The sequence below is a fragment of the Primorskyibacter sedentarius genome (assembly GCF_004342065.1).
In the GTDB taxonomy this organism is placed as follows: Bacteria; Pseudomonadota; Alphaproteobacteria; order Rhodobacterales; family Rhodobacteraceae; genus Primorskyibacter; species Primorskyibacter sedentarius.
Genome location: NZ_SLZU01000016.1, coordinates 1 through 23,215, shown reverse-complemented (window position 1 = coordinate 23,215; position 23,215 = coordinate 1). Strand labels below are relative to the sequence as shown.

Annotated in this window: 21 protein-coding genes and 1 pseudogene; 11 read left to right on the top strand and 11 right to left on the bottom strand. The window is 62.0% G+C overall.

Annotated features, from left to right (window positions below; translation table 11 throughout):
* The 4 genes from odhB (at position 1) to EDD52_RS17685 (ending at position 4,563) form a co-directional block, all read left to right on the top strand.
* On the top strand, positions 1–1,506 hold the full coding sequence (gene odhB / locus EDD52_RS17700; protein ID WP_132247440.1) for a 2-oxoglutarate dehydrogenase complex dihydrolipoyllysine-residue succinyltransferase: 1,506 nt from the start codon (positions 1–3) through the stop codon (positions 1,504–1,506).
* Positions 1,507–2,080: 574 nt separating this feature from the next.
* Positions 2,081–2,470: an MAPEG family protein gene (locus EDD52_RS17695; RefSeq protein WP_132247438.1), complete on the top strand. Its 390-nt coding sequence runs from the start codon at positions 2,081–2,083 to the stop codon at positions 2,468–2,470.
* A 132-nt stretch (positions 2,471–2,602) separates the two neighbouring features.
* Positions 2,603–3,991: a dihydrolipoyl dehydrogenase gene (lpdA, locus tag EDD52_RS17690; protein ID WP_132247436.1), complete on the top strand. Its 1,389-nt coding sequence runs from the start codon at positions 2,603–2,605 to the stop codon at positions 3,989–3,991.
* A gap of 56 nt (positions 3,992–4,047) precedes the next feature.
* A complete protein-coding gene (locus tag EDD52_RS17685) occupies positions 4,048–4,563 on the top strand; it encodes a hypothetical protein (RefSeq protein ID WP_132247434.1) in 516 nt (171 codons plus the stop codon).
* A 49-nt stretch (positions 4,564–4,612) separates the two neighbouring features.
* Here EDD52_RS17685 and EDD52_RS17680 read toward each other — a convergent pair whose 3' ends face one another.
* The 4 genes from EDD52_RS17680 to EDD52_RS17665 are packed head-to-tail and all read right to left on the bottom strand — an operon-like array spanning position 4,613 to position 7,526.
* A complete protein-coding gene (locus EDD52_RS17680) occupies positions 4,613–5,224 on the bottom strand; it encodes a pyridoxamine 5'-phosphate oxidase family protein (protein WP_132247432.1) in 612 nt (203 codons plus the stop codon).
* Positions 5,184–5,945, bottom strand: a complete 762-nt coding sequence (locus tag EDD52_RS17675) for a lysophospholipid acyltransferase family protein (protein ID WP_132247430.1) — start codon at positions 5,943–5,945, stop codon at positions 5,184–5,186. Before EDD52_RS17675 ends, EDD52_RS17680 begins: the two co-directional genes overlap by 41 nt.
* Position 5,946: 1 nt before the next feature.
* Positions 5,947–6,852 carry a cell division protein FtsX gene (locus EDD52_RS17670; protein WP_132247428.1) on the bottom strand — a complete coding sequence of 302 codons (906 nt, stop codon included), beginning with the start codon at positions 6,850–6,852 and terminating at the stop codon, positions 5,947–5,949.
* A complete protein-coding gene (locus tag EDD52_RS17665; protein ID WP_132247426.1) occupies positions 6,849–7,526 on the bottom strand; it encodes a cell division ATP-binding protein FtsE in 678 nt (225 codons plus the stop codon). Before EDD52_RS17665 ends, EDD52_RS17670 begins: the two co-directional genes overlap by 4 nt.
* A 158-nt stretch (positions 7,527–7,684) precedes the next feature.
* Here EDD52_RS17665 and EDD52_RS17660 point away from each other — a divergent pair, with 158 nt between their 5' ends.
* Positions 7,685–8,572 (top strand): zinc-ribbon domain-containing protein, encoded by an 888-nt coding sequence (locus tag EDD52_RS17660; RefSeq protein ID WP_132247424.1) that lies wholly within the window; start codon positions 7,685–7,687, stop codon positions 8,570–8,572.
* A 52-nt stretch (positions 8,573–8,624) separates the two neighbouring features.
* Here the strand turns inward: EDD52_RS17660 and EDD52_RS17655 are convergent, their stop codons facing one another.
* The 4 genes from EDD52_RS17655 to EDD52_RS17640 form a co-directional block, all read right to left on the bottom strand.
* Positions 8,625–9,896: a glycerate kinase type-2 family protein gene (locus tag EDD52_RS17655; protein WP_132247422.1), complete on the bottom strand. Its 1,272-nt coding sequence runs from the start codon at positions 9,894–9,896 to the stop codon at positions 8,625–8,627.
* A gap of 4 nt (positions 9,897–9,900) precedes the next feature.
* Positions 9,901–11,166, bottom strand: a complete 1,266-nt coding sequence (locus EDD52_RS17650; protein WP_132247420.1) for an ABC transporter permease — start codon at positions 11,164–11,166, stop codon at positions 9,901–9,903.
* Entirely contained in the window at positions 11,163–11,969 is an 807-nt protein-coding gene (locus tag EDD52_RS17645; RefSeq protein WP_132247418.1) for a taurine ABC transporter ATP-binding protein, read from the bottom strand. Before EDD52_RS17645 ends, EDD52_RS17650 begins: the two co-directional genes overlap by 4 nt.
* A gap of 128 nt (positions 11,970–12,097) precedes the next feature.
* Complete coding sequence (locus EDD52_RS17640; protein ID WP_132247416.1) at positions 12,098–13,105, bottom strand: taurine ABC transporter substrate-binding protein; 1,008 nt, start codon at positions 13,103–13,105, stop codon at positions 12,098–12,100.
* Positions 13,106–13,510: 405 nt separating this feature from the next.
* On the opposite strand from EDD52_RS17640, the gene EDD52_RS17635 reads away from it, so the two are divergent.
* Together EDD52_RS17635 and pdxR are read left to right on the top strand one after the other, a co-directional pair.
* On the top strand, positions 13,511–14,890 hold the full coding sequence (locus EDD52_RS17635; protein ID WP_132247564.1) for an aminotransferase family protein: 1,380 nt from the start codon (positions 13,511–13,513) through the stop codon (positions 14,888–14,890).
* A gap of 111 nt (positions 14,891–15,001) precedes the next feature.
* Entirely contained in the window at positions 15,002–16,456 is a 1,455-nt protein-coding gene (gene pdxR, locus EDD52_RS17630; protein WP_132247414.1) for a MocR-like pyridoxine biosynthesis transcription factor PdxR, read from the top strand.
* 85 nt (positions 16,457–16,541) lie between these two features.
* On the opposite strand, the gene EDD52_RS17625 is transcribed toward pdxR, so the two are convergent.
* The gene (locus EDD52_RS17625; protein WP_132247562.1) at positions 16,542–17,570 is read right to left on the bottom strand and encodes an NAD(P)/FAD-dependent oxidoreductase; all 1,029 of its coding nucleotides are present in this window, start codon (positions 17,568–17,570) and stop codon (positions 16,542–16,544) included.
* A gap of 61 nt (positions 17,571–17,631) precedes the next feature.
* On the opposite strand from EDD52_RS17625, the gene mnmC2 reads away from it, so the two are divergent.
* Positions 17,632–18,330: a tRNA (5-methylaminomethyl-2-thiouridine)(34)-methyltransferase MnmC2 gene (mnmC2, locus tag EDD52_RS17620; protein ID WP_243651998.1), complete on the top strand. Its 699-nt coding sequence runs from the start codon at positions 17,632–17,634 to the stop codon at positions 18,328–18,330.
* On the top strand, positions 18,327–19,193 hold the full coding sequence (locus EDD52_RS17615; protein ID WP_132247412.1) for a DMT family transporter: 867 nt from the start codon (positions 18,327–18,329) through the stop codon (positions 19,191–19,193). Before mnmC2 ends, EDD52_RS17615 begins: the two co-directional genes overlap by 4 nt.
* Here EDD52_RS17615 and EDD52_RS17610 read toward each other — a convergent pair.
* Positions 19,158–21,119 (bottom strand): lytic transglycosylase domain-containing protein, encoded by a 1,962-nt coding sequence (locus tag EDD52_RS17610; RefSeq protein ID WP_132247410.1) that lies wholly within the window; start codon positions 21,117–21,119, stop codon positions 19,158–19,160. The two genes, EDD52_RS17615 and EDD52_RS17610, sit on opposite strands and share 36 nt — an antisense overlap.
* Before the next feature lie 142 nt (positions 21,120–21,261).
* On the opposite strand from EDD52_RS17610, the gene dapA reads away from it, so the two are divergent.
* Entirely contained in the window at positions 21,262–22,137 is an 876-nt protein-coding gene (gene dapA / locus EDD52_RS17605; protein ID WP_132247558.1) for a 4-hydroxy-tetrahydrodipicolinate synthase, read from the top strand.
* Between the two features lie 115 nt (positions 22,138–22,252).
* Here dapA and EDD52_RS17600 read toward each other — a convergent pair whose 3' ends face one another.
* On the bottom strand, positions 22,253–23,083 hold the full coding sequence (locus tag EDD52_RS17600; protein WP_132247408.1) for a VPLPA-CTERM sorting domain-containing protein: 831 nt from the start codon (positions 23,081–23,083) through the stop codon (positions 22,253–22,255).
* Between EDD52_RS17600 and EDD52_RS17595 the strand changes: the two are divergent.
* A pseudogene (locus EDD52_RS17595) lies at positions 23,057–23,215 on the top strand (IS5/IS1182 family transposase); the annotation flags it as partial. The gene EDD52_RS17600 and the pseudogene EDD52_RS17595 overlap by 27 nt on opposite strands.

Genomic DNA, 23,215 nt, shown 5'->3' with positions numbered 1-23,215 from the left:
ATGACGACTGAAGTACGCGTCCCTACCTTGGGCGAATCCGTGACAGAGGCCACCGTCGCCACCTGGTTCAAGAAACCTGGCGACAGCGTCGCAGTTGACGAGATGCTGTGCGAACTGGAAACCGACAAGGTGACCGTGGAGGTGCCCTCGCCCGTCGCAGGAACACTGGCCGATATCGTGGCCGCCGAGGGTGAAACGGTGGGTGTCGACGCGCTTTTGGCCAATATCGCCGAAGGTGGGGAAGCATCCGCCAAGCCCGCCGCAAGCAGCGCGCCAGCAGCAGAAGTTGCGGCTGATCCCGCGCCAAGCGGCAAGAGCGTTGACGTCATGGTGCCCACGCTGGGCGAGTCGGTGACCGAAGCGACGGTTTCGACATGGTTCAAGAAGGTGGGCGACACTGTCGCGCAGGACGAGATGCTGTGCGAGTTGGAAACCGACAAGGTATCCGTCGAAGTGCCAGCACCTGCTGCCGGCGTTCTGTCGGAAATCCTGGCGCCCGAAGGCACCACGGTTGACGCCACTGCGAAGCTGGCCGTGATCGGTGACAGCGCGGGGGCGGCTTCGGCCCCTGCGGCTGCGCCCGCGGCCGAAGCGCCTGCAGGCGGCGGCAAGGATGTCGAGGACGCACCTTCTGCGAAGAAGGCCATGGCAGAGGCCGGCATCAGCCGTGATCAGGTGTCCGGTTCCGGCCGCGATGACCGCGTGATGAAGGATGATGTGGCGAAGGCCGTTGCCGCTGCGGCATCGGCCCCGGCGCCTGCGGCGGCCCCGCCCGCCCCGCGTGCCCCGGTCTCTGCCGACGATGCGTCGCGCGAAGAGCGGGTGAAGATGACCCGCCTGCGCCAGACCATTGCCCGCCGTCTCAAGGACGCGCAGAACACCGCCGCCATCCTGACCACCTTCAATGAGGTGGACATGACAGAGACCATGGCGCTGCGCAAAGAGTACAAGGAGCTCTTCGAGAAGAAGCATGGGGTCAAGCTGGGCTTCATGTCCTTCTTCACCAAGGCCTGCTGCCATGCGCTGAAAGAGGTCCCCGAGGTCAATGCAGAGATCGACGGCACCGACATCGTCTACAAGAACTTCGTGCATATGGGCATCGCGGCCGGCACGCCGCAAGGTCTGGTTGTTCCGGTGATCCGGGATGCCGACCAGATGTCCTTTGCAGAGATCGAAAAGGCGATTGGCGAAAAGGGTAAGCGCGCCCGTGACGGCAAGCTGTCGATGGCAGAGATGCAGGGCGGCACCTTCACCATCTCCAACGGGGGTGTTTACGGCTCGCTCATGTCCTCGCCGATCCTGAACCCGCCGCAGTCGGGTATCCTTGGCATGCACAAGATCCAGGACCGCCCGATGGTCATCAACGGCGAGATCAAGATCCGCCCGATGATGTATCTGGCGCTGTCCTATGATCACCGCATCGTCGACGGCAAAGGCGCCGTGACCTTCCTCGTGCGCGTCAAGGAAGCGCTGGAAGATCCGCGCCGGTTGTTGATGGATCTTTAAGAGGCTGTGTTAAGAGAGGCCAGAATATCAAGAATGGAGCCGGGTCACCTTGGCTTCATTTCGCGAATTCTGAAATTCCGTTGCCCAACCTGTGAAGAGGTTCAACCGTACAGTGACGTCTTAGGAACGGTCAGGCCGCGGGATGCATCAGAAGCGCATCAATGTGCGAAATGCGGCGACATGCTCATTGGGCGGCTGCCGTTTTTGGTGCAACTTCTGGCCTTCTTAGTTTTTATCCGACCGGTCTTCATGACGTCGGAATCTATCGGGTTTGCCGTCCTAAGTGACGTTCCATTGATCAGCCATTTTCACGAAGGCAGAGGGTATCTAGAGGTAAATTTTGTTGGGTTTCTAATCGTGGTTTCTCTTTTCGTCTTCCCAGCATCTTTCGTAGCTCAGCTCATATCAGCACGCGTAATCACAAAAATCGAAGTGGACAAAGGATGGCGTCGCACATGAGCACAACACTTCTTGATAGCTTTGCCTGCATTCCAGACGCCACCGAGATGGCCCAGGATCCTGCAACCGAGTGCAAAGTCGAGGTCCCGGGTCAAGCCCGGGACGGGTGGCAAAAATGACCCCCGAACTCACCGCCCTCACCCTCGCAGCCCTGCTTCAGGTCGTGCACTTCGTGATCTACTCGGTCAGCGCGCAGAAGCAGGTTGGCAGCGATTACGCGGCCTCGCCTCGGGATGAGCCGCGCGCGTTGACCGGCTTTGCAGGCCGCGCCCAGCGGGCGATGAACAATCATTTCGAGGGGCTGATCCTCTTCTCCATCGCCTGTCTGGTCACGACCTATGCCGACAAGGGTGGCAAGCTCAGCGCCCTCTGCGCGCTCATCTATCTGGCGGCCCGCCTGCTCTACATCCCCGCCTATCTTTTCGGGTGGAGCCCCTGGCGGTCCCTGATCTGGTTCGCAGGCTTTCTGGCCACCACCATCATGCTCGTGGGAACTTTGCTATGATCCCGCGCACGCGACATACGAAAACCCTACCAACCGACACACCTTCTTCTTTGCCAAAATACTCCGGGGGACGGCGCCGCAAGGCGACCGGGGGCAGCGCCCCCTTCCCCCAACACACGAAAGGAACTTCCCATGGCGAATTATGATGTCATCATCATCGGCTCCGGCCCCGGCGGCTATGTCGCGGCCATCCGTGCGGCACAGCTGGGCCTGAAAACGGCCTGCGTCGAAGGGCGCGAGACGTTGGGCGGCACCTGCCTGAATATCGGCTGCATCCCGTCAAAGGCGCTGCTGCACGCCACGCACCAGCTGCATGAGGCAGAACATAACTTTGCCAAGATGGGCCTGAAGGGCAAATCGCCTTCGGTCGACTGGAAGCAGATGCTCGCCTACAAGGACGAGGTCGTGACCACCAACACCAAAGGCGTCGAGTTCCTGCTCAAGAAGAACAAGGTCGACTGGCTGAAGGGCTGGGGCTCTATCCCGGAACCGGGCAAGGTCAAGGTCGGCGACGAGGTTCACGAGACCAAGAACATCATCGTGGCCACCGGATCGGTGCCAAGCAGCCTGCCGGGTGTCGAGGTGGACGAAAAAATCGTCGTGACCTCTACCGGCGCGCTGGAATTGCCGAAGATCCCGAAGAAGATGGTCGTGATCGGCGCGGGCGTGATCGGGCTGGAGATGGGTTCTGTCTACGCGCGGCTTGGCACAGAGGTCACGGTTGTCGAATATCTGGACGCGATCACCCCCGGCATGGATGCCGAGGTGCAAAAGCAGTTCCAGAAGATCCTGACCAAGCAAGGTTTGAAGTTCATCATGGGCGCGGCCGTTCAGGGTGTCGAGGCGACGAAAACCAAGGCCAAGGTCAGCTACAAGCTGAAGAAGGACAACAGCGAGGCTGTGCTGGACGCCGATGTCGTGCTGGTTGCAACGGGCCGCAAACCTTACACCGGCGGTCTGGGGCTGGAGGCGCTTGGCGTCGAGATGTCAGAGCGCGGCCAGATCAAGACCGACGCGCATTGGCAGACCAACGTCAAGGGCATCTACGCGATTGGCGACGCCATCGCCGGGCCGATGCTGGCGCATAAGGCCGAGGATGAAGGCATGGCAGCGGCCGAGACCGTCGCGGGCAAGCATGGCCATGTGAACTATGGTGTGATCCCGGGCGTTGTCTACACACACCCCGAGGTGGCCACCGTTGGTCAGACCGAAGAGCAGGTGAAGGAAAGCGGCCGCGCCTACAAGGTCGGCAAGTTTTCCTTCATGGGCAATGGCCGCGCCAAGGCCGTGTTCGCGGCGGATGGTTTCGTCAAGCTGATCGCGGACAAGGAAACCGACCGCATCCTGGGCTGCCATATCATCGGGCCGGGCGCGGGCGACCTGATCCACGAGATCTGCGTTGCGATGGAATTTGGTGCCAGCGCCGAGGATGTGGCGATGACCTGCCACGCCCACCCGACCTTCTCCGAAGCCGTGCGCGAAGCCGCTTTGGCCTGCGGCGACGGTGCGATCCACATGTAAGACTCTGGTTGGCCTGCCGCTTTACAGCGGCGGGCCAACCGATTTAGCAACCCGTAATGAAAAAGAAGATCCTTCTTCCGGTTATTTTATGTGGGTTCTGCTTAGGATTGGGCGGAGCTTCGTTACTCTGGCCTAAGCAAACGCGCCCTGAACGCATCGCTCAGCTATTCGAAGATATCTGTATCAAGCGCGCCAAGGGCATTGCTGTCAGCCCAGCAGCGTTTGGCGTGGCGGAATATGCTCTGTCATATACCAATTGGATTGACCCACTGTCGAAGACGTTCCTTGATGTCGACAACGAAAGTTGCAGCATCACGACCTTTTTCCCAGAAGCTCTGTCCTTTGATGACGCAATGATATTGAGAGATCTCATAACCCAACAGAAGGCCAAGCATTTCCCCGAACTGCAATTCGATCCAAACGCTCAAATGGGTTCGCTCTCTGTGGGTTGGTTTCTTGGGGAATGGGGCAGCAAGCAACGTTGGGGTATACATCTCTTTGCATATCCAGATCGGGGCGAAGACGCGAGAAGCAGTTTAACAATCCGCAATCCGCCTTCTTTCGACGCATAGTTTGCGACGGTGCCGAGTGTTCCGCACCATGGGTGGCACAGCAAAAGCGCTACCACATGTTTGGCATGGCACGGTCATTGTAGGTGGCGTCATAGGTTGCGCCGCCCTCTTCGCCCTCGGTCATTTCGGCAAGGATTTGGCCGGTCGTTGGAACCTCTGCCGCATCATCCCGCCCCCACAGGTCTGATCTCATGATCGCCTTGGCGCATTGCGTATAGACCTCTGAGATGGTGATGACGATCACGGTGGCAGGATGCTTGCCGCGCTGGTCGAACCGGGCGCGCAGATCGACGTCATCGGTCAGAATGGCCGCGCCGTTCACCCGCACGATGGTCGCAGATCCCGGCACCATGAACATCAGCGAAACCCGCCCGTCAGAGACGATATTGCGCAGCGAATCCAACCGGTTGTTTCCACGCCAATCGGGCATCAGCAGGGTCTGCTGATCCAGAATGGACACAACAGGGCCATCATCGCCGCGCGGGCTTCCATCGGTTCCTTCGGGACCGACCGTGGTAAGCACGCAAAACCGCGAGGCCATGATCCAGTTTCGGTAAAGCGGCGTCAGCTGCGCCGCGACCTTGCGCAGGGAGGCGCTGCCGGGTTCGCCGTAAAGCGCCTCAAGCGCTTCTGTCGTCTTGATCTTGGGAAAGTCGTGCATCGAATCCTGCCTCTGCCATCAGTGCAATGGAACGGGTTTCGATCTCATTCTCAAGCCGCGCCATGAAGCTGTCATTGTCCAGCCCCGGGCGGATCGGGTCAAGGAACTCGACAACAGCCAGACCGGGCTTGCGGTAGATGCCGGTGCGCGGCCAGAACACGCCCACATTGGTGGCTGCGGGCACGCAATCCTGCCCGGTTTCGCGGTAAAGCACCGCGGTGCCGATCTTGTAGGGTCGCTTCGCTTCCGGCGCGACGCGCGTACCCTGCGGGTAGATGATAAGCTGCCCGGCGGGCGCATCCCCGTGGCTCACCTCCTGGATCATCTGGCGGATCGCTTCGGCCCGCTTGCCGCGATCCACGGCGACACACCCGATGCGCTTGGCGTACCAGCCCAGAATGGGCGCGCGGCGCAAGGACGCCTTCATTATGAACTTCGGCTTTGGAACCACGCTGACGATGATGATGATATCGAAAAAGCTTTGATGCTTGGCCGCGATCAGCACTTCCTCGGTGGGGACGGTGCCGCGCACCTCGCTATGCAGCCCGCACATCCATTTCGCGGACCAGCGGACATAGCGGCAATAGGTGCGCACCCCCGCATAGGCCCCGCGCCGGTCGAAAATCGCCCAAGGAGTGAAATAGACCGCCAGCACGGCCATCATCAGGTACATCTGACCGACGAAGAAAAGCGAGCGAAGCCATTGGATAGTGTAGCCCATGTCAGTCAAGCTCCGTCAAGACGCGGCGCGCAGCCGCCTGAGTGGCCAATAGCGCCACGATCGCAGCGAAAGGCGGGATCAGCAATGGCAGCACCCAATGCATGCCGCGAAAGCCCAGCCCGGTCAGTACGCCGCCCGTGTCACCGATCGACGGCAAGGCAATGATCGCAAGAAGGCCGATCAGGGTTCCCACCCCGGCCCCCGTCAGGGCCCGCAATGTGAAACGTCGCACGAATGCGTCTGCAATGTAATCATCCGTCGCCCCGACCAGACGCAGAACCGAGATCACCCGCGCGTTGGCGGCAAGGGCCGCATTGGCGGCGAGGGTGATCATCGCGCCCACGGCCCCGACGATCAGCAGGATGCAGACCCAGCCCATCAACCGCAGCCGAGAGGCCGCCGCAATCATGGGACGCCGCCACCGGGTGTGGTCGTCCAGCACCGCATTGGGCACCTCTGCGGCCAGACGCAGGCGCAGGCCCTCTGCGTCAAAGCCGTCCTCTGTCTCTGTCACCTCGATCAGCTGCGGGATGGGCAGATCCTCGACCGGCAGATCCGGGCCGAACCAAGGCTCCAGCAGGGCGCGTTGCTCTTCATCATCCAGCGCCCGCGCCGCAGCAACGCCCGGTGTTGTTTCCAGAACGCGCAAGGCGGCTTCGGTCTGGGCGGACAATTGCTCTGTCGGGGCGGTAATGCGGATGGTGGAGGTGCGGGCGAGCTCCTCTCCCCAGCGGTCCGCAAGACGCCCGGCAGCAAGCGACAGGGCCAGTGCAAACACCGCAAGAAACGCCATCGCGCCCGCGGAAAACAGCGTCAGACGTGCGGTTGTCCCCGTCGGCGGCACCACCCGGTCAGCCGCCGCATCACGAGTGAAAATGCGTTTGAGAATCGCGACATAGGATTTCACAGATCCGCTCCCGCCAATTGCATCCGCCGGTTGGATATCCGCAGCACCCGGCTCTGGACATGCGCCTTGGTGGCACGGATCAGGCCAAGGTCGTGGGTCGCGATGACGACCGTTTTGCCCATGCGATTAAGCTCTATCAAGAGCCGCATCAGCCGTTGGGACATTTCCCAATCGACATTGCCCGTCGGTTCGTCCGCAAGGATCACTTCCGGTGACATGATCAGCGCCCGTGCCAATGCCACGCGCTGGCGTTCTCCGCCCGAAAGCTCGGGCGGCAGGGCGTTGGCGCGTTCGGTCAGCCCGACCCAGGACATCAGGTCCGTCAGGTTGGCCAGCTCCTCCGGCCTGTCCTGCCCAGATACGGTCAGCGGCAGGGCGACGTTTTCGGCGACGGGCAGATGATCAAGGAACTGGCAATCCTGATGCACGACGCCAATGCGACGACGGCAAAGCGCCACGTCATCCCGGCTCATGTCGCGCAGATCGGCTCCGAAAAGGCGCAGCTGACCGTCTGTTGGCTGCAGCGCGCCGTAACACAGCTTCAGGAATGTCGTCTTGCCTGCACCAGATGGCCCCGTCAGGAAATGAAACGATCCCGGGGCCAGCTTCAGCGAGATCTCAGAAAACAACTCGCCGCCGCCATAGCTGTACGCGACGTTCTCCAGCTCGATCAAATTGTACCCTCTTTCACGGCCCGTCTCGAAAGGCCTTGTTGTGCCTGAGCATCGAAACGGTTTCAATGCGTCACGGGGATAGTTCGGCCTTTTCCATGGGCGTCGGCGGCCTTATGCTGCAGAATGAAGGGTCCGTAAAGGAACGAACAGGGGTAACGATGCGGCTAACATGCCCAAATTGCAGCGCGCAATACGAGGTTCCAGGCGAGGTCATCCCGCAGGACGGGCGCGATGTGCAATGTTCCGATTGCGGACATACCTGGTTTCAGACCCGTGCCGAGACGAACGCCCCCGCTGAGGACAGCGCCGATCAGGCGCCGGATCTGGACGCAGCCGCTGCCGCTGCGTCTGAACAGTCGGCCGAGCCCACGTCAGAGGGCGATGCCAAAGAACAGCTGACCGCTGACACATGGGCCGAGGATTACGAAGACGAGCCAGCCGACGTTGATACCGCGCCTCTGCCCCAGCCCGCGCGGCGCAGCCTGGATCCGGGTGTGGCCGATGTTCTGCGCGCCGAGGCCGAGCGCGAATCGCGTGTGCGCGCAGCCGAGGGCAGTCTGGAAAGCCAGCCGGAGCTTGGGCTCGACAGTGCCACTCATGATGATGCGGCAAGCAGGCGGGCGCGTCTTGCACGCGAACGCATGGCCCGCATCCAGTCGAAGGACCGCAGCGCCGGAGCGGCGACCGCAGCAGCGGCGGGCGCGGCCGGTTCTGCGGCAGAGGCGGCCGACCTGCCGGATATCGAAAAGATCAATTCCACCCTGCGCGCAAGTTCGGAACCACGCGCCCTTGAAACCCCGCAAGGTGGTTTGAAAGAGGGCGGATCGGGCTTTGCGCGCGGCTTTGTGTCCATGCTGCTGCTCATGGCCGTGCTGATCGGGATCTACGTGATGGCCCCGACGATCAAGGGTTGGGTACCAGAGCTGAGCGGCCTCATGGATAGCTATGTGAGCGAGGTCGACAAGCTGAGGCTCTGGCTATCCGGCGTCACGCAGAGCATGCTGACCTGGCTGGACGGCATGTCGTCAGAGACTGCCACCCAGTAGCCCACTCACATATCAGCTTGCCCGTTTGGGCGCGCGCCAGTCGCGCCGACCTTCACGGCAGCTCACCGATCAGGATTGCCCTGAAATCATTCACATTGGTGCCGGTCGGGCCGGGTACGAACAAGCTCCCCGCTGCGTCAAAAGCGCCCCAGGCATCGTTGCGCGATAGCATTTCAGCAGGATCGGCCCCCGCTGCACGAATGGCTGCGGCCGTTTGGCCGTCAGCAAACGCGCCCGCGTTATCCTCTGACCCGTCAATCCCGTCCGTGTCGGCCGCCAGCGCCGATATCTGCGTCTTTCCGTCAATGCACAGCGCAAAGGACAGCAGGAATTCCGAATTGCGCCCGCCGCGCCCCTTGGCCCGCAAGGTCACCGTGGTCTCACCGCCGGACAGCATCACGACGGGCGGCGGAAATGGCCGGGATTTTGCCGCGCATTCCAGCGCCATGGCAGCATGCATCCGGGCAATCTCGCGCGATTCCCCTTCGATGGCATCGGAGAGGATCACCGCCTCTACGCCAGCGGCGCGTGCGGCCTCTGCCGCGGCCTCCAGCGACAGCGCAGCCGAGGCGATCACGCGAACCTCGTTGCCTTCGAAACCGGGATCATCGGGCAGTGGCGGCACGTTGCTGTCGCCCTCAAGAAACGCCGCGATCTTTGCAGGCAAATCGATGCCATAGGCCCGGACCGCAGCCTTTGCCGCCTCTCGCGTGGTCCGGTCAGGCACTGTGGGCCCAGAGGCCACCTGCGCCGGATCATCCCCCGGCACATCCGACACGACCAGCGACACGACCCGCGCAGGCGCGGCTGCCAGCGCAAGGCGCCCGCCCTTCACGCCGCTGATCTGCTTGCGGATCATGTTCATCACACCGATCGGCGCGCCAGAGGCGAGCAGGCATTCGTTCAGCGCGATCTCGTCTTGGAAATCCAGCCCGTCTGCCGGGCAGGGCAGCAGCGAAGACCCCCCGCCACAGACCAGCGCGACCACCAGATCATCCGGCCCCAGCCCCGCCACCGCATCGAATAGCGCCTTGGTCGCCGCAAGGCCCGCAGCGTCCGGCACAGGATGGGCCGCTTCCATGACGCGGATCTGCCGGCACGGCGCGGCATAGCCGTAGCGGGTGACGACAACCCCTTCCAGCGGGCCGTCCCAAAGCTGCTCGAACGCCTGCGCCAGCTGCGCGGCGCCCTTGCCAGCACCGATCACAACGGTTTTGCCTTTCGGACGTTCCGGCAGAGCGCGACTTAGCGCGCGCTTTGGGTCGGCAGCGGCGACAGCGGCCTGAAACAGGCCGGTCAGAAATTCCTCAACACGTTCTTTCATAGTCTCAGCTTCGGCCCTTCCACGGCACCAGAATGCTCTCGACCTTGCGCATCAGAATGTCGATGCCGAAGCCGATGACGCCAATCAGGATAATCCCCATCAGGACGATATCGGTCAGCTGGAATTTCGACGCAACCATGATCATCATGCCGGCACCCTTTTCCGCCGCCACCAGTTCTGCCGCAACCACAGTGCCCCAGCAGACCCCCATGGCCACACGTGCGCCGGTAAAGATCTCTGGCAGGGAATTGGGCACGATCACATGCCGCATGATCTGGAACTTCGACGCGCCCAGCGAATAGGCGGCGTGCACCTTCGTGATATTCACCCCGGACACGCCCGCCCGCGCTGCGATTGCCATGATCCAGAGCGCGGCAAGAAACAGCAGGATGATCTTGCCGGTCTCGCCGATGCCCGCCCAGATGATGACAAGCGGGATCAGTGCAAGCGGTGGCACCGGGCGCATGAATTCGACAATCGGGTCAAACCAGCCACGGAACCAGTCCGACAGACCCATGGCATAGCCCAGCGGGATACCGATCAGCGCGCCAAAGAAGAAACCCACGATCACGCGGAACAGCGAGTAGCCCAGATGCTCCCACAATGTGCTGTCGCGATAGCCATCCTTGGAAATGTCGATCAGCCGGGCCATGACCGCTTCGGGCGGGGGCAGCCAGATCGGCTCCATCTGCCATCCCTTGGCAGGCTCGAAATTCAGCGTGCCCTTCGGGCTCATCCCGACGCGGCCGAAATCCGTCTCCACGCTTTGACCGGGGGCGATAGGCTGGCCGTTGACCGCGACAACCGTGTGGCCCGCGTCCCGGCCCAATTCGTCGTTCTGATCGACGCGGATCAGACCGCTGCGCCATGCACCGACCGTGGCCGCGTCGTTCTTGGCAAACCCGTCGCCCGGCTCGACCTCGGGGTCGGTCGCTTCCTCGCCCACCGGATGGACCAGAACCCTGACCAACGCGTCATCGGTCTGGCCGTCCGCCTCGGCGGTATAGGTGAATTCTGCCACACCGGTGAACGGCCCCGGCGCATGCAAAAAGCCCGGCACCCATTTGGACCCGGTGAAAGAGCCCCACAGCAGGAAGATCGTCAGCACCGACACGACAGAGGCGATGCGGTTCGGCGTGACCGTGCTTTCATCGCCGAAGGTCACGGTCTTGAGCGAGGTATAGTCGGTTTTGGCCGCTTGCTGGGCCACGAATTTCACGACAAAGAAGGTCACCACGAAGATGGCGACATATATCAGCAGAATGATCATTTCGTCTCCTCCGCGCGGCCCATAATTTCTTCTTCCATGTCCCAGATCATCGAAAGGATCTCTTCCCGGCGCTCGCCGAAATCGGTGCGTTTCTTGACCTCCCGCAAATCGCGTCCCACGCCGTCATCGGCAAAGGGCAGCCGGTATTCCTTGTGAATGCGGCCGGGGCGCGGCGCCATCACCAGAAGACGCTCGCCCAAAAGCAGTGCCTCTTCGACCGAATGGGTGATCAGGATGATGGTCTTGCCGGTCTCTTTCCACAGTTTCAGCACAAGGCTTTGCATCTTTTCGCGGGTCAGAGCATCAAGCGCGCCCAAGGGTTCGTCCATCAGGATCACGTCCGGGTCGTTGGCAAGGCAGCGGGCCAGGGCCACGCGCTGCTGCATCCCGCCCGAAAGCTCGTAGATCGCCTTTTCCTTGAAATCGTGGAGGCCGACGACATCCAGCAGATGATCGACATGCGCGCCATAGTCCTTTTCGCGCTGGCCTTTCATGCGGGGGCCAAAGCTGACGTTCTCGCGCACGTTCATCCATTCGAACAAGGCGCCTTGCTGGAACACCATTCCCCGCTCTGCGTCCGGGCCGGTGACAGGATGGCCGTTCAGCACGACCTTTCCTTCGGTCGGGGCGAGAAAGCCCGCAACGATGTTCAGCAACGTGGTCTTGCCGCAGCCAGACGGCCCCAGCACCGACATCAGTTCCCCTTCTTCAAGATGCAGCGAGACATCTTTCAGCGCCTGGACTGACGTGCCGTTGGGCAAGTCAAAACGCATTGAGATTTTGTCCAAGCTAAGTCCGTTCATGAGACCATCCAGTACGCATTGATCGCGCGAAAGATTTTCCGAAAATTCTTGGCAAAGTTCTTTGCAAGACCCTTAGATCGTGCCCCCGGCCCGGATCGCAACCGACCGGGCCGGGGGCTTTGTGCAAGTTACATGTCGCCCGCGCTGCTCAGCGGGCCGGTATTGATCGAATCGGCATAGCTTTCACGTGCAGCGTCGATGCTGCCTGCCTCGACGAACACATCGGCCACGCCTTTCATGAACTCCTGCGCGCCGCCGCCCAGCCATTTCTCGCTGAGCTGATCCTCGATCGACGGGAAGACGAAGGTCGAGATGGTCGCCATCGTCGCGTCCTCGTCCATGCCCGCATCCTTGGCGATGACCGGCAGCATCTCCGCATGGTTGGCCTCATCCGCCCACATAGCGTTGGCGTCGGCAGTCACTTTCAGGAACTTGGCAACCGTGTCGCTGTTTTCCGCAACCCAGCCCGCCGGGCCAGAGGTGACGTCGAACACAAGAATGCCCAGCTCTTCCTTCTCGGCGCCGGTCAGCAGAACGTTGCCATGTTCCAGCATGCGGCGCAGCGAGCCACCCCAGCCACAGGCCATGTCGACAGACCCTTGCGCAAGTGCGGCAGCCCCGTCTGGCGGCGCCATGTCCACGACTTCCATGCTGGAGACGTCAACGCCGAAATGGCTCATCTGCTTGAGAAAGCCGTAATGCGCAGCGGTGCCCAGTGGCACGGCGACCTTCTTGCCCGCAAGCTCGCCCGCGCTGCCCTGATCAACCTCCAGCGCCTCGGCGACCACGCAGTTGTCATTGTCGGAATAGCTGACCGCGACATCCAGAACCTGGATATCCTGCCCGGCACTGGCGGCAACGACGAAGGGCGGCACGCCCTGGCTGACCGAAAGTTGCACATCGCCAGAGGCCATGGCCGCGCTCATCGCGGTGCCGGTGTCGAAGGACACCCAGTTCACCGTCATGCCAAGCGCTTCGTCGTAGGTGCCCATCTGCTTTGCGTATTCAAAGGGCATCGGCCATTCGAGGAAATAGCCAACGGTCAGTTCGGCATGGCTTTCGGCAAATGCCGCCTGACCACCTGCAACCAGCGCAAGCCCGGCAGCGGCACTCTTCAGCAAAACTCTTTTCGACATATTTGAAACTCCCGTGTTGATTTGCATGCCCCGGCCCGGCGCACGCATTTATGTACGGACGGTTTTCCGCCTCGTTTTACCAGACTGCGCCAAACGCTCATCCGATGTGCTTGATCCGAGCGGAAAATCCCCGGGCAATCAATGGTTTTTCGGGCAGTCTTGCCGGTTTTTGTTCTCCGTCCGAGCGGCAAAGCGCGGGTCGATCCGCTTTAGCTGCTGAAAACTTTGAATAATCGCCGGGCCGCGAAAACAAGCGTTGCGAATGCTGGTCTTACTGGCACTATACAAGCAGTAAATCTGGCCCTATCGCTGCTGACAATAGAGGCATTTGATGATGCCTTGACCCGATGCTTGAGTCTGTCCGCCGCCAGCTGTGCGCGCGGGCAAGAAAGGATGGAAATCGCTATGGACGGCACCTACAAGGACAATGACATCAGCCATGTGGTTTCGGCCGACAAGGCCCATGTCTGGCACCACCTTATCCAGCACAAGGCGTTCGAGACCAATGATCCGCGGATCATCGTCGAGGGCAAAGGCATGCGCGTCTGGGACCAGCATGGCAAAGAGCATCTGGATGCGGTCTCTGGCGGTGTCTGGACAGTCAACGTGGGCTATGGCCGCGAAACCATTGCTGACGCGGTGCGCGACCAGCTGGTCAAGCTCAACTATTTCTCCGGTGCGACGGGTTCGATTCCGGGCGCGCTGTTTGCCGAAAAGCTGATGGAAAAGATGCCGGGGATGAGCCGCATCTACTACACCAACTCCGGCTCCGAGGCGAATGAGAAGGCGTTCAAGATGATCCGCCAGATCGCGCATAAGCGGTATGGCGGCAAGAAAACCAAGATCCTGTACCGCGACCGCGATTACCACGGCGGCACCATCGGCACGATGTCGGCTGGTGGTCAGGATCAGCGCGTCGAACATTACGGGCCGCTGGCACCCGGTTTTGTCCGCGTGCCGCATTGTCTGGAATATCGCGCCCAGTGGGATGTCGAAAACTACGGCGAACGCGCGGCAGAGGCCATTGAAGAGATCATCCTGCGCGAAGGCCCCGACACGGTCGGCGGGCTTTGCCTGGAACCCATCACCGCTGGTGGCGGCGTCATCGTTCCGCCCGAGGGCTACTGGCAGAAGGTGCAGGAAATCTGCCGCAAATATGACATCCTGCTGCATATCGACGAGGTCGTCTGCGGCATCGGCCGGACGGGCACATGGTTTGGCTACCAGCATTACGGGATCGAGCCTGATTTCGTGACCATGGCCAAGGGTGTTGCATCCGGATATGCGGCCATCGGCTGCTGCGTGACCACCGAACGCGTTTTTGAGATGTTCAAGGATGACGCCGACGACCCCATGAACTTCTTCCGCGATATCTCGACCTTCGGTGGCTGCACGTCCGGGCCGGCCGCAGCGCTGGAAAACATGCGCATCATCGAGGACGAGGGCCTGCTGGACAACACCGTGGCCATGGGCGACCGGATGCTTGGCAACCTTCGCGCCATCATGGACAAGCACCGCGTCGTCGGCGATGTCCGCGGCAAAGGCCTGTTCCTCGGGGCGGAACTGGTTGCCGATCGCAGCAGTAAAGAGCCTGTGACCGAGAAAGAAGTCGGCGCCGTGGTTGCCGCCTGCAACGCGCAAGGCGTCATCATAGGCGCGATGAACCGCTCTGTACCGGGGTTCAACAACGTGTTGTGCTTCTCTCCGGCATTGATCGCCACGCCCGACGATATCGACCAGATCACCGTCGCGCTGGACAACGCGCTGACCAAGGTCTTCGGCTAAGTCTATACAACTGCGGCCCGCCCGGCGGTGGGCCGCAAGCACCGCACCGGGCCCATTGGCTGCGAATAGGTCCAGATTGCGCCCGCCATGATGCCAGCATAGACTGGCGACATGGCCATCCCAGTCGAAACATTCTTCCTTTCCCCCGACGCGCAGGGCACGCTTCAGGCGCAGATCCAGCAAATGGTCGCCGAAGGCATCCTGTCGGGCCGGTTCCAGCGCGGCGAACAGTTGCCCTCGACCCGCGCGCTTGCAAAGCATCTCGGCGTCAGCCGGATTACCGTGACCCTCTCCTATACCGAGCTTCAGTCGAATGACTATCTGACCTCGCGCGGCCGGTCAGGGTTTTACGTGTCCGACAACGCGCCTGAACCGCCAAGCTTCAAGACCCCCGCGCGAAAGAAGGATACCGTGGAATGGGCGCGTGCGATCGGCCAGCGGTTTACGGGTGGCGTCACGCTGCGCAAACCCGCCGACTGGGCGCGCTATCGCTACCCGTTCATTTACGGCCAGACGGACCCTACGCTTTTCGATCACGCCAATTGGCGGCTCTGCGCGGTAAAGGCCCTGGGCGCGCGCGACTTCAGCGCGTTGACCACCGATTACTACGATCAAGACGATCCGGACCTGATCGAATTCATCGCCCGGCACACCCTCCCCCGCCGCGGCATCATCGCCAACCCGGACGAGATACTTGTAACGATGGGGGCGCAGAACGCGCTTTGGCTCACGACCCAGATCCTGCTGACGCCGCGCCGTGCTGCCGCGATCGAAATGCCGTGCTATCCGGCGCTGAGAGACATCCTGACCCAGTCACGCTGCCGCCTTGCGCCGGTTGCGGTAGATGCCCACGGCCTGCCCCCTGACGACGTGCCGGATGGGGTTGATGTGATCTTCACCACGCCCAGCCATCACTGCCCGACCTCCGTCACCATGCCGCTGGAGCGGCGCCACGCCCTGCTTGACCGCGCGCGGGCGCTGGATGCGCTGATCGTCGAAGATGACTACGAATTCGAAACGGCCTTTCTTGCGCCGCCCAGCCCGGCGCTGAAATCGCTCGATACCGATGGGCGGGTCATCTACGCGGGCAGCTTTTCCAAGTCACTCTTTCCCGGGTTGCGGCTTGGCTATCTGGTTGGCTCGGCAGAGTTCATTCGCGAGGCCCGCGCCCTGCGCGCCTCTGTCCTGCGGCACCCGCCGGGGCACATGCAGCGTACCGCCGCCTATTTCCTGCGGCTGGGCCATTATGATGCGCTTATCAAACGCTCTGCCAGGGCGCTCAATACGCGGCGGCAAGTGATGGAGACCGAATTGAAGCGCCACGGGTTGCAGATCGCCGGGCAAAGCCCGCATGGCGGATCAAGCATCTGGGTGGCGCTCCCCGAGGGCACCGATGCCATCCTTCTGGCCGAAAGGCTTGCCAGCCGGGATGTCCTTATCGAACCGGGGCAACCCTTCTTTTTCGGGGCCGAAACCCCGATCAACTTTTGCCGCCTTGGATATTCCTCGATCCCGTCCGAGCGTATCCCCGAAGGCATCAAGCGGATTGCCGACGCCCTGCGCTGACCCCGCAGACACGCCTCCCCTTGGCACGGTGGTCTGACCCGCAAGGGGGGTGCGGACGCTACAGGCAAGGGTTCGACTGCAAGCGCTACAGGGATGCCTCCACGCGGAATCCCACCGGAATACGGTCATTCCCGTCCAGCATGAGATCTGCCATCACCTCTGCCACGGCGGGCGTCATCCCAAAGCCGATCTTGAAGCCGCCATTGGCAATGAACGCGCCTTCGTGCATCGGGTGTCGTCCCAGCATCGGGGCGCGGGACCGCGCGCGGGGGCGCACCCCGGCCCAGCGTTCCAACACTTCCGCATCCCGCAAAAGCGGCAAGGCCTCGCGGGCGCGTGTCAGCAAGGCATCGCATTGCGCATCCACCGATGAGGGATCGGAAAACTCCCGCTCCGACGTGGACCCAATGGCAACGGTGCCGTCCGCATGCGGAACGATATGAAGCCCGTCCACGAAGAGCTGCGGCGCATTGCGGGCATCATGGCGCAGCAGCACTGCCTGCCCCTTCACCCCATTGCCAACCGGGCGCGCCAGTGCCTCGGACAGGGCCTCCAGCCCGCGCCAGCCTGTGGCCCAGAGCACATGACCCTCGTCTGGCGCCTCTGCCTCGATCTGCCCGCCCAAAGCCACCACAGCGAGGGCCAGCGCCTCGCAGGCGTTCCGGGGATGCAGCCGCGCAGTCAGCGTGTCGCGGATGACCCACCCCGTGGGCGAGGAAGGCGCCCAACCCTGCGCGCCACGCTCCAGCGTCCATTCGGCAAAGCCCTGCCACAGGTCTGCGGCGCTGATCGCGCGGGCCTGCGCCAGCCCCAATGCGGCCTCGTCCGCCACGGGTTGCAAGCGGCCGGTGCGGGCATAGCCCGGATTGCCACCACCAACATTCGCGACCTCTGCCCAGAACGGCTCTGCCATGCGCAGGCTTTCGAATTGAAATGCCTTTTTCTCGTTCCAGTTCTCGGGCACATGCGGGGCCAGCGCCCCGACAATGCCACCGCTGGACCCCGCCCCGACACCATGCGGATCGACCACGCGGACCGACGCCCCGCGCTTTGCACAGGCCCAGGCGCAGGCCAGCCCGAAGATACCCGCCCCCCGAATGGTGACATCTACCATTGTCAATCCGCCGCCCTTCTGTTTCATCTCCGTTACGGGCCATGTCTTAGGGCAGGAAACCATGCAGAACCAGAGCGACACCCCAGACAACATGAATGACACCGCGCTCAGCTGGCGCGATGGCGATATCCCCGTGTCGACACGGTTCGACGATCCCTATTATTCAATCGAGAACGGGCTGGCAGAGACGCGATACGTCTTTCTTACCGGCAACGGGCTGCCGGAAAGGTTTCGCGACGGGTTCCGGATCATGGAGCTGGGGTTCGGCACAGGGTTGAACCTGCTCGCCACGCTGGAACTGTGGCGCATGTCCGAAACGCCCGGTCGGCTGCTTTTCACCACGTTCGAGGCCTTCCCGTTGTCGGGTGAGGACATGCGCCGCGCGCAGGCCGGGTTTCCGGAACTTGCGTCGATCGCGGCAGAGCTTGCCCCTTTCTGGCAAAAGGGCGCCCGCGCCTTTGACCTCCCCGATCTGAGCTTTCGCATGATCGAGGGCGATGCGCGAGAAACCCTGCCACAGCTGGACGTGCAGGCCGATGCATGGTTCCTCGACGGTTTTTCGCCCGCCAAGAACCCCGAGCTTTGGGAGCCGGAGCTGTTGCGCGGTGTCGCGGCGCATACGGCACCGGGCGGGACGGCCGCAACCTACTCGGCGGCCGGGGCGGTGCGGCGGGCGCTGGACGCGGCCGGGCTTGTGACGGAACGCGTGCCGGGTTACGGCCGCAAGAGACATATGACCATCGCACGGAAAGCCCAATGACGCGGAACGACACGACCCTCGGCATTTGGTACATGGTCGCCACCACTCTGGTCTTTGCCGTGCAGGATGGCATCTCGCAGCATCTGGCGACCGAATATAACGTCATCATGGTGGTGATGATCCGGTATTGGTTTTTCGCGGCCTTCGTCATCACGATTGCAGGGCGACAGGCGGGCGGGTTGCGCGCTGCTGCGGCAACGAGCCAACCGCTGGTTCAGGGGTTTCGCGGGTTGCTGCTTGCCGCGGAGATCTGCGTCATGGTCGCGGCCTTCACCTATCTGGGTCTGGTCGAAAGCCATGCCGTCTTTGCCTGTTACCCGCTGCTGGTGGCCGCGCTTTCCGGGCCGGTTCTGGGCGAATCCGTAGGCTGGCGCCGCTGGACGGCCATCGGCATCGGTTTTGTCGGGGTGCTGATCATCCTCGAACCCGGATTTGGCGTCTTTTCACCTCTGGCGCTTATCCCGCTGGCCTCGGCCACCATGTTCGCGCTTTACGGGCTGCTGACGCGCTACGTTGCACGGGCGGATACCGCCGCGACCAGTTTTTTCTGGACCGGGATGATGGGCGCCATTGCTATGACGGCTGCGGGGCTCTGGTTCTGGGAACCGATGACCGCGACGGATTGGGTCTGGATGGGCGCATTGTGCCTGACCGGAGCAGGCGGGCACTGGCTGCTGATCAAGACCTACGAATCCGCCGAGGCCAGCGCGGTGCAGCCCTTCGCCTATCTGCAACTGGTCTTTGCGTCCGCGATCGGGCTTGTGGTCTTTAACGAAACCATCCGCCCCAATGTGGCCATCGGGACGGCCATCATCGTGGCAGCGGGCCTATTCACCCTCTGGCGTGCGCGCCAGAAGAGTTGAGCCCACCAGCTCCGTGCTGAACGGGACCGGGTGCGGGTCCTTGCCCAGCCGGGCGCGGTAGACGGGCAGGCTTTCCGTGACCCGCATCACGTAGTTGCGGGTTTCGTCAAAGGGGATCATCTCGATCCAGTCGATCACATCGACCTCGCCCGCCAGCGGGTTGCCATATTCCTTGATCCAGCGCGTCGGACGCCCCGGCCCGGCATTATAGCCTGCCGACATCATGACGGGGTTGCCATCGAACTGCCGGGACAGCCAGGACAGGTATTCTGCTCCAAGCAGGGCATTGTGCTTCCAGTTCCGCGTCAGCATCTCTGTCTGGTGCGCAATTCCCAGCTGCGAGGCCACGGCCTGCGCCGTGGCGGGCATCACCTGCATCAAACCGCGCGCCCCGGCACCGCTGACCACTTGCGGATTGAACTCGCTTTCCCGGCGCGCAATTGCCAGGACGATCTCTGTCGGGACCGGGTAGTCTGACTTCACCAGATCGTGCAGGGCGTAATAAGGGCGCGGAACCTCGATGCCATATTGGGCGGCGCGTTTACCAAGCATCACCTGGATATGCGGGCGGTTGAACTCTTCCAGCATCGCGCCCATCTGCGCGATGGCTTCCGGTGACTGGCTTTCGGCCAGATGCGTCAGAAACCTTTCACCCAGATCATCCTCGCCAGCGGCAAGCAGAAGCATCGCCGCCTTGAAGACAGAGCTTTGGGTGAAACCCGCGCCGCGCCATTCCGGCATATCCCCGCCCGTCAAAGCGGCGTTGAACGGCACGCTACCACGCTCTGCCGCCAGCAATCCGTAAAAGCTTGTCTGGTATTGTGCGCCCTCGGCATAGGCATTTTGCGCCGCGGCCTTGTCGCCTGTAGCCTCGTAGGCGCGTCCCAGCCAGTACCCGGCGCGACCAAGCGAAATCGGCGTGTCCACGCCCGACTTCAGGTTGAAGAAATGCTGGGCAGCCACGCCGGGGCGGTTGCGTTTCAGCGCGGCGTAGCCCGCGATCCATTCAAGCTCTGCAAAGGCGCTGCCCTCTTCAAGGTGATGGCTGGAGGCGACCTCATAGGCGCGGTCCCAATCGGCGGCCCGCAGCAACCCGCGCGCCAACAGGCGCCGCCGGTTCGCCCAGGCCCAGGGTTCCCCCAGCGACGCGGCACTGACCGAACGTTCCAGCAATAGCTCTATCGCGGCGTCGTCGCGCCCTTTTCGCGCCCGCCAGTCAAAGCGCGCATGCGCCAGCCCCGGATCGGACTGCAACGCCTCTGGCACCCGTTCGATCAGCGTATCCACGGCCGGGCCAAGCGCGTAAAGCGCCATGCGGGCATCGGCCAGTTTCTGTCGGTCTTCGCTGACCAGCCGGCGCATCATCTTTGCCGTGCCGTCCCATCCATGCCACAGGGCCATATCCATACGCGCCGCGTGATGGGGTTTGAGGATATCGCCATATTGTTCGAGAAAGGCCGAATGCTCGCTTTGCGACAGCGCAAGTGTGCGCCACGCCATGACGATGCCCGCCTCGGCGGCACCTTGTTCACCGCGCGCTATCTGTGCCCGCGCCAGCGCGAGCGCGCCGGTCCCTGTCTGTGGCAGATCCTCCGCAAAGAAGGCCAGCACCTCGGCATGGCTGGCCTCTGCCATCGCCTCTTCGCTTTTCTTGCGCAGGTAGGCCAGGCCGGGCCAGTCGGCATTGCGATCAAGGAAATCCTGCACCTCGGCAGCGCTGCCATTGCCGGCCCGCAGGTTCAGCCAGTTGATGATGTCCAGCGCCTCTTGCCCCTCGCGGCGCGCGGCGATCCGGGCTTCGGCCCAATTGCCGCTGCGCATCGCGTCCATGGCAGCCTGCAAGGGGCGTGCGCCCCCCGGCGTCTGCGCCAAGGCCGGTACCGACATGTACACGATAGTCACGACTGTCAGGAGAATGCGCCACATGATCTTGCAATTTCCCTGCCGAGAACGGATAGAGCTTCGTCAGGATAGCGTGCCACCGGGGACCTGCAACTCACATTCCCGGTAGGTGACGTTCCGGAACCAGTCAATGATGACGACAATGGAAAAGAAAGAGGAGCGTGTCATGTTCAAGGGGTCAATGCCTGCCCTGGTCACGCCGTTCAAGGACGGCGCAGTGGATATGGTGACGCTCAAGAAACTTGTTGATTGGCATGTGGATGAGGGCAGCCATGCACTGGTGCCTGTGGGCACCACCGGCGAAAGCCCGACGCTTACACATGAAGAACACATGGCAGTGGTCGAAGCCGTGGTCGAGGCCTCTGCCGGGCGTCTGCCCATCATTGCCGGGGCCGGATCGAACAATACGGCCGAATCACTGCGCTTCATGCAGCATGCCAAGTCAGTGGGCGCGAGTGCGGCACTCGTCGTCACGCCCTATTACAACAAGCCCACGCAGGCCGGGCTGATCGCGCATTTCACCACCCTGCACGACGCGTGCGAGCTGCCGATCATCATCTACAACATCCCCGGCCGGTCCGTTGTGGACATGAGCCCGGCCACGATGGGTGAACTTGCAAAACTGCCGCGCATCGTGGGCGTGAAGGATGCCACCGGCGATCTGGCGCGTGTCTGCGCCCAGCGGATCACCTGCGGGACGGACTTCATCCAGATCTCGGGCGAGGATGCGACCGCACATGGCTTCAACGCCCAGGGCGGTGTTGGCTGCATTTCCGTCACCGCCAATGTGGCGCCGCGGCTGTGTTCCGAACTGCAAGAGGCGACCCTGGCCGGCGACTACGCCAAGGCGCTGACGATACAGGATCGGCTGATGCCGCTGCACAGCGCCATCTTCAAAGAGCCTGGCGTTTGCGGCGTGAAATACGCCATGTCGCGTCTGGGCCTGTGCGGCGAAGAAGTGCGCTCGCCTCTGGTGCCGCTGACCGATGGCACGAAGGAACTGGTCGATCACGGGTTGCGCCACGTCGGCTTGTTGAACTGATTGCTGGCTGAACAGACTGGCATATTGAACCTGCCAATGCCGTTCGCTTTGAAGACTTAAGAAGAAAAGAGCGCCAAACTGGCGCTCTTTTTTCGTTTAAGCCTAATTCGCAGGGTTATCCCCTGCGGCGACGCATGAAGCCGAGGCCACCCAGAGCGGTGAACAGCAGCACGGCGCCAGCTGGAAGCGGAACCACATTGACGGCTTCGAACTCGATCGACGCGATACGGACCTGATCGGAATTGTTGCCGTTAGGGCCGAAATCAAAGATACCCACCCCGAAATTCAGGATGCCTTCGAAAGCTGCGTTGCCTGCCAGACTGATCACGTCACCGGTCGGCCCACCGCTGAGTGAGGAGGTATCGCGCAGAACGAGCGCGAGTGGAGAGCCTGCATAAAGATCAACATCGTCATTGTTATCGTTCTGATTGAACGTCACTGAAAGGATATTGACCGCCTTGGAAAAGGCAAAACTGGCGAGCTCCGGACCACCATTGTTCGAAACCGCGTCAACCAATGGCTGGCCACACGACACAAGGGCGCTCGAACTTGGGCTTAGATCATCACAAACGCCCAAACCCTGATTGCCGATGATCACGTCGGCTTGGGCACCAAGAGTGACCGTCGAACCGATCGTTGAAGTCGGCGTGTAACTGAAACCTGTCGCGGTCAGCGTAACGCCATCGACCGTCTGGCTAAGGGACGGCCCTTGAACCGCAGGCGATGCTGAAAAGTTGACTGTCGCAGCCGTCGCGCCGGATACGACACCCACTGCCAAAACGGCAGATGCAACTACTGCGTTCACATTGAACAACGTCCAAGCTGCTGATTTTACGTCATAAAGCGCTGATTTCTTTGGCTTTGAACTGCAGGGTTTCATAGGATTCCACTGGAAACCCTGCAATTTCGGACCCGCCCCATGAAACACCGCGACCGTGTACCACAACAGGACGATCTCCTGCGGCCTCGGCTGGTCGACATGATCGACATGCGCCACGAACTGGTGAAGCTCGCGGCCCTGATCGACTGGGAGTGGTTCGAGCGGGAATGGGCCGGGTTCTTTCCATCCAAGGAGGGG

Excerpts from the sequence above, each read along its gene's own strand:
- odhB (WP_132247440.1), top strand. The coding sequence starts at position 1 with ATGACGACTGAAGTACGCGTCCCTACCTTGGGCGAATCCGTGACAGAG.
- EDD52_RS17695 (WP_132247438.1), top strand. The coding sequence starts at position 2,081 with ATGACCCCCGAACTCACCGCCCTCACCCTCGCAGCCCTGCTTCAGGTC.
- lpdA (WP_132247436.1), top strand. The coding sequence starts at position 2,603 with ATGGCGAATTATGATGTCATCATCATCGGCTCCGGCCCCGGCGGCTAT.
- EDD52_RS17685 (WP_132247434.1), top strand. The coding sequence starts at position 4,048 with ATGAAAAAGAAGATCCTTCTTCCGGTTATTTTATGTGGGTTCTGCTTA.
- EDD52_RS17680 (WP_132247432.1), bottom strand. The coding sequence starts at position 5,224 with ATGCACGACTTTCCCAAGATCAAGACGACAGAAGCGCTTGAGGCGCTT.
- EDD52_RS17675 (WP_132247430.1), bottom strand. The coding sequence starts at position 5,945 with ATGGGCTACACTATCCAATGGCTTCGCTCGCTTTTCTTCGTCGGTCAG.
- EDD52_RS17660 (WP_132247424.1), top strand. The coding sequence starts at position 7,685 with ATGCGGCTAACATGCCCAAATTGCAGCGCGCAATACGAGGTTCCAGGC.
- EDD52_RS17655 (WP_132247422.1), bottom strand. The coding sequence starts at position 9,896 with ATGAAAGAACGTGTTGAGGAATTTCTGACCGGCCTGTTTCAGGCCGCT.
- EDD52_RS17650 (WP_132247420.1), bottom strand. The coding sequence starts at position 11,166 with ATGATCATTCTGCTGATATATGTCGCCATCTTCGTGGTGACCTTCTTT.
- EDD52_RS17645 (WP_132247418.1), bottom strand. The coding sequence starts at position 11,969 with ATGAACGGACTTAGCTTGGACAAAATCTCAATGCGTTTTGACTTGCCC.
- EDD52_RS17640 (WP_132247416.1), bottom strand. The coding sequence starts at position 13,105 with ATGTCGAAAAGAGTTTTGCTGAAGAGTGCCGCTGCCGGGCTTGCGCTG.
- EDD52_RS17635 (WP_132247564.1), top strand. The coding sequence starts at position 13,511 with ATGGACGGCACCTACAAGGACAATGACATCAGCCATGTGGTTTCGGCC.
- pdxR (WP_132247414.1), top strand. The coding sequence starts at position 15,002 with ATGGCCATCCCAGTCGAAACATTCTTCCTTTCCCCCGACGCGCAGGGC.
- EDD52_RS17625 (WP_132247562.1), bottom strand. The coding sequence starts at position 17,570 with ATGGTAGATGTCACCATTCGGGGGGCGGGTATCTTCGGGCTGGCCTGC.
- mnmC2 (WP_243651998.1), top strand. The coding sequence starts at position 17,632 with ATGCAGAACCAGAGCGACACCCCAGACAACATGAATGACACCGCGCTC.
- EDD52_RS17615 (WP_132247412.1), top strand. The coding sequence starts at position 18,327 with ATGACGCGGAACGACACGACCCTCGGCATTTGGTACATGGTCGCCACC.
- EDD52_RS17610 (WP_132247410.1), bottom strand. The coding sequence starts at position 21,119 with ATGTGGCGCATTCTCCTGACAGTCGTGACTATCGTGTACATGTCGGTA.
- dapA (WP_132247558.1), top strand. The coding sequence starts at position 21,262 with ATGTTCAAGGGGTCAATGCCTGCCCTGGTCACGCCGTTCAAGGACGGC.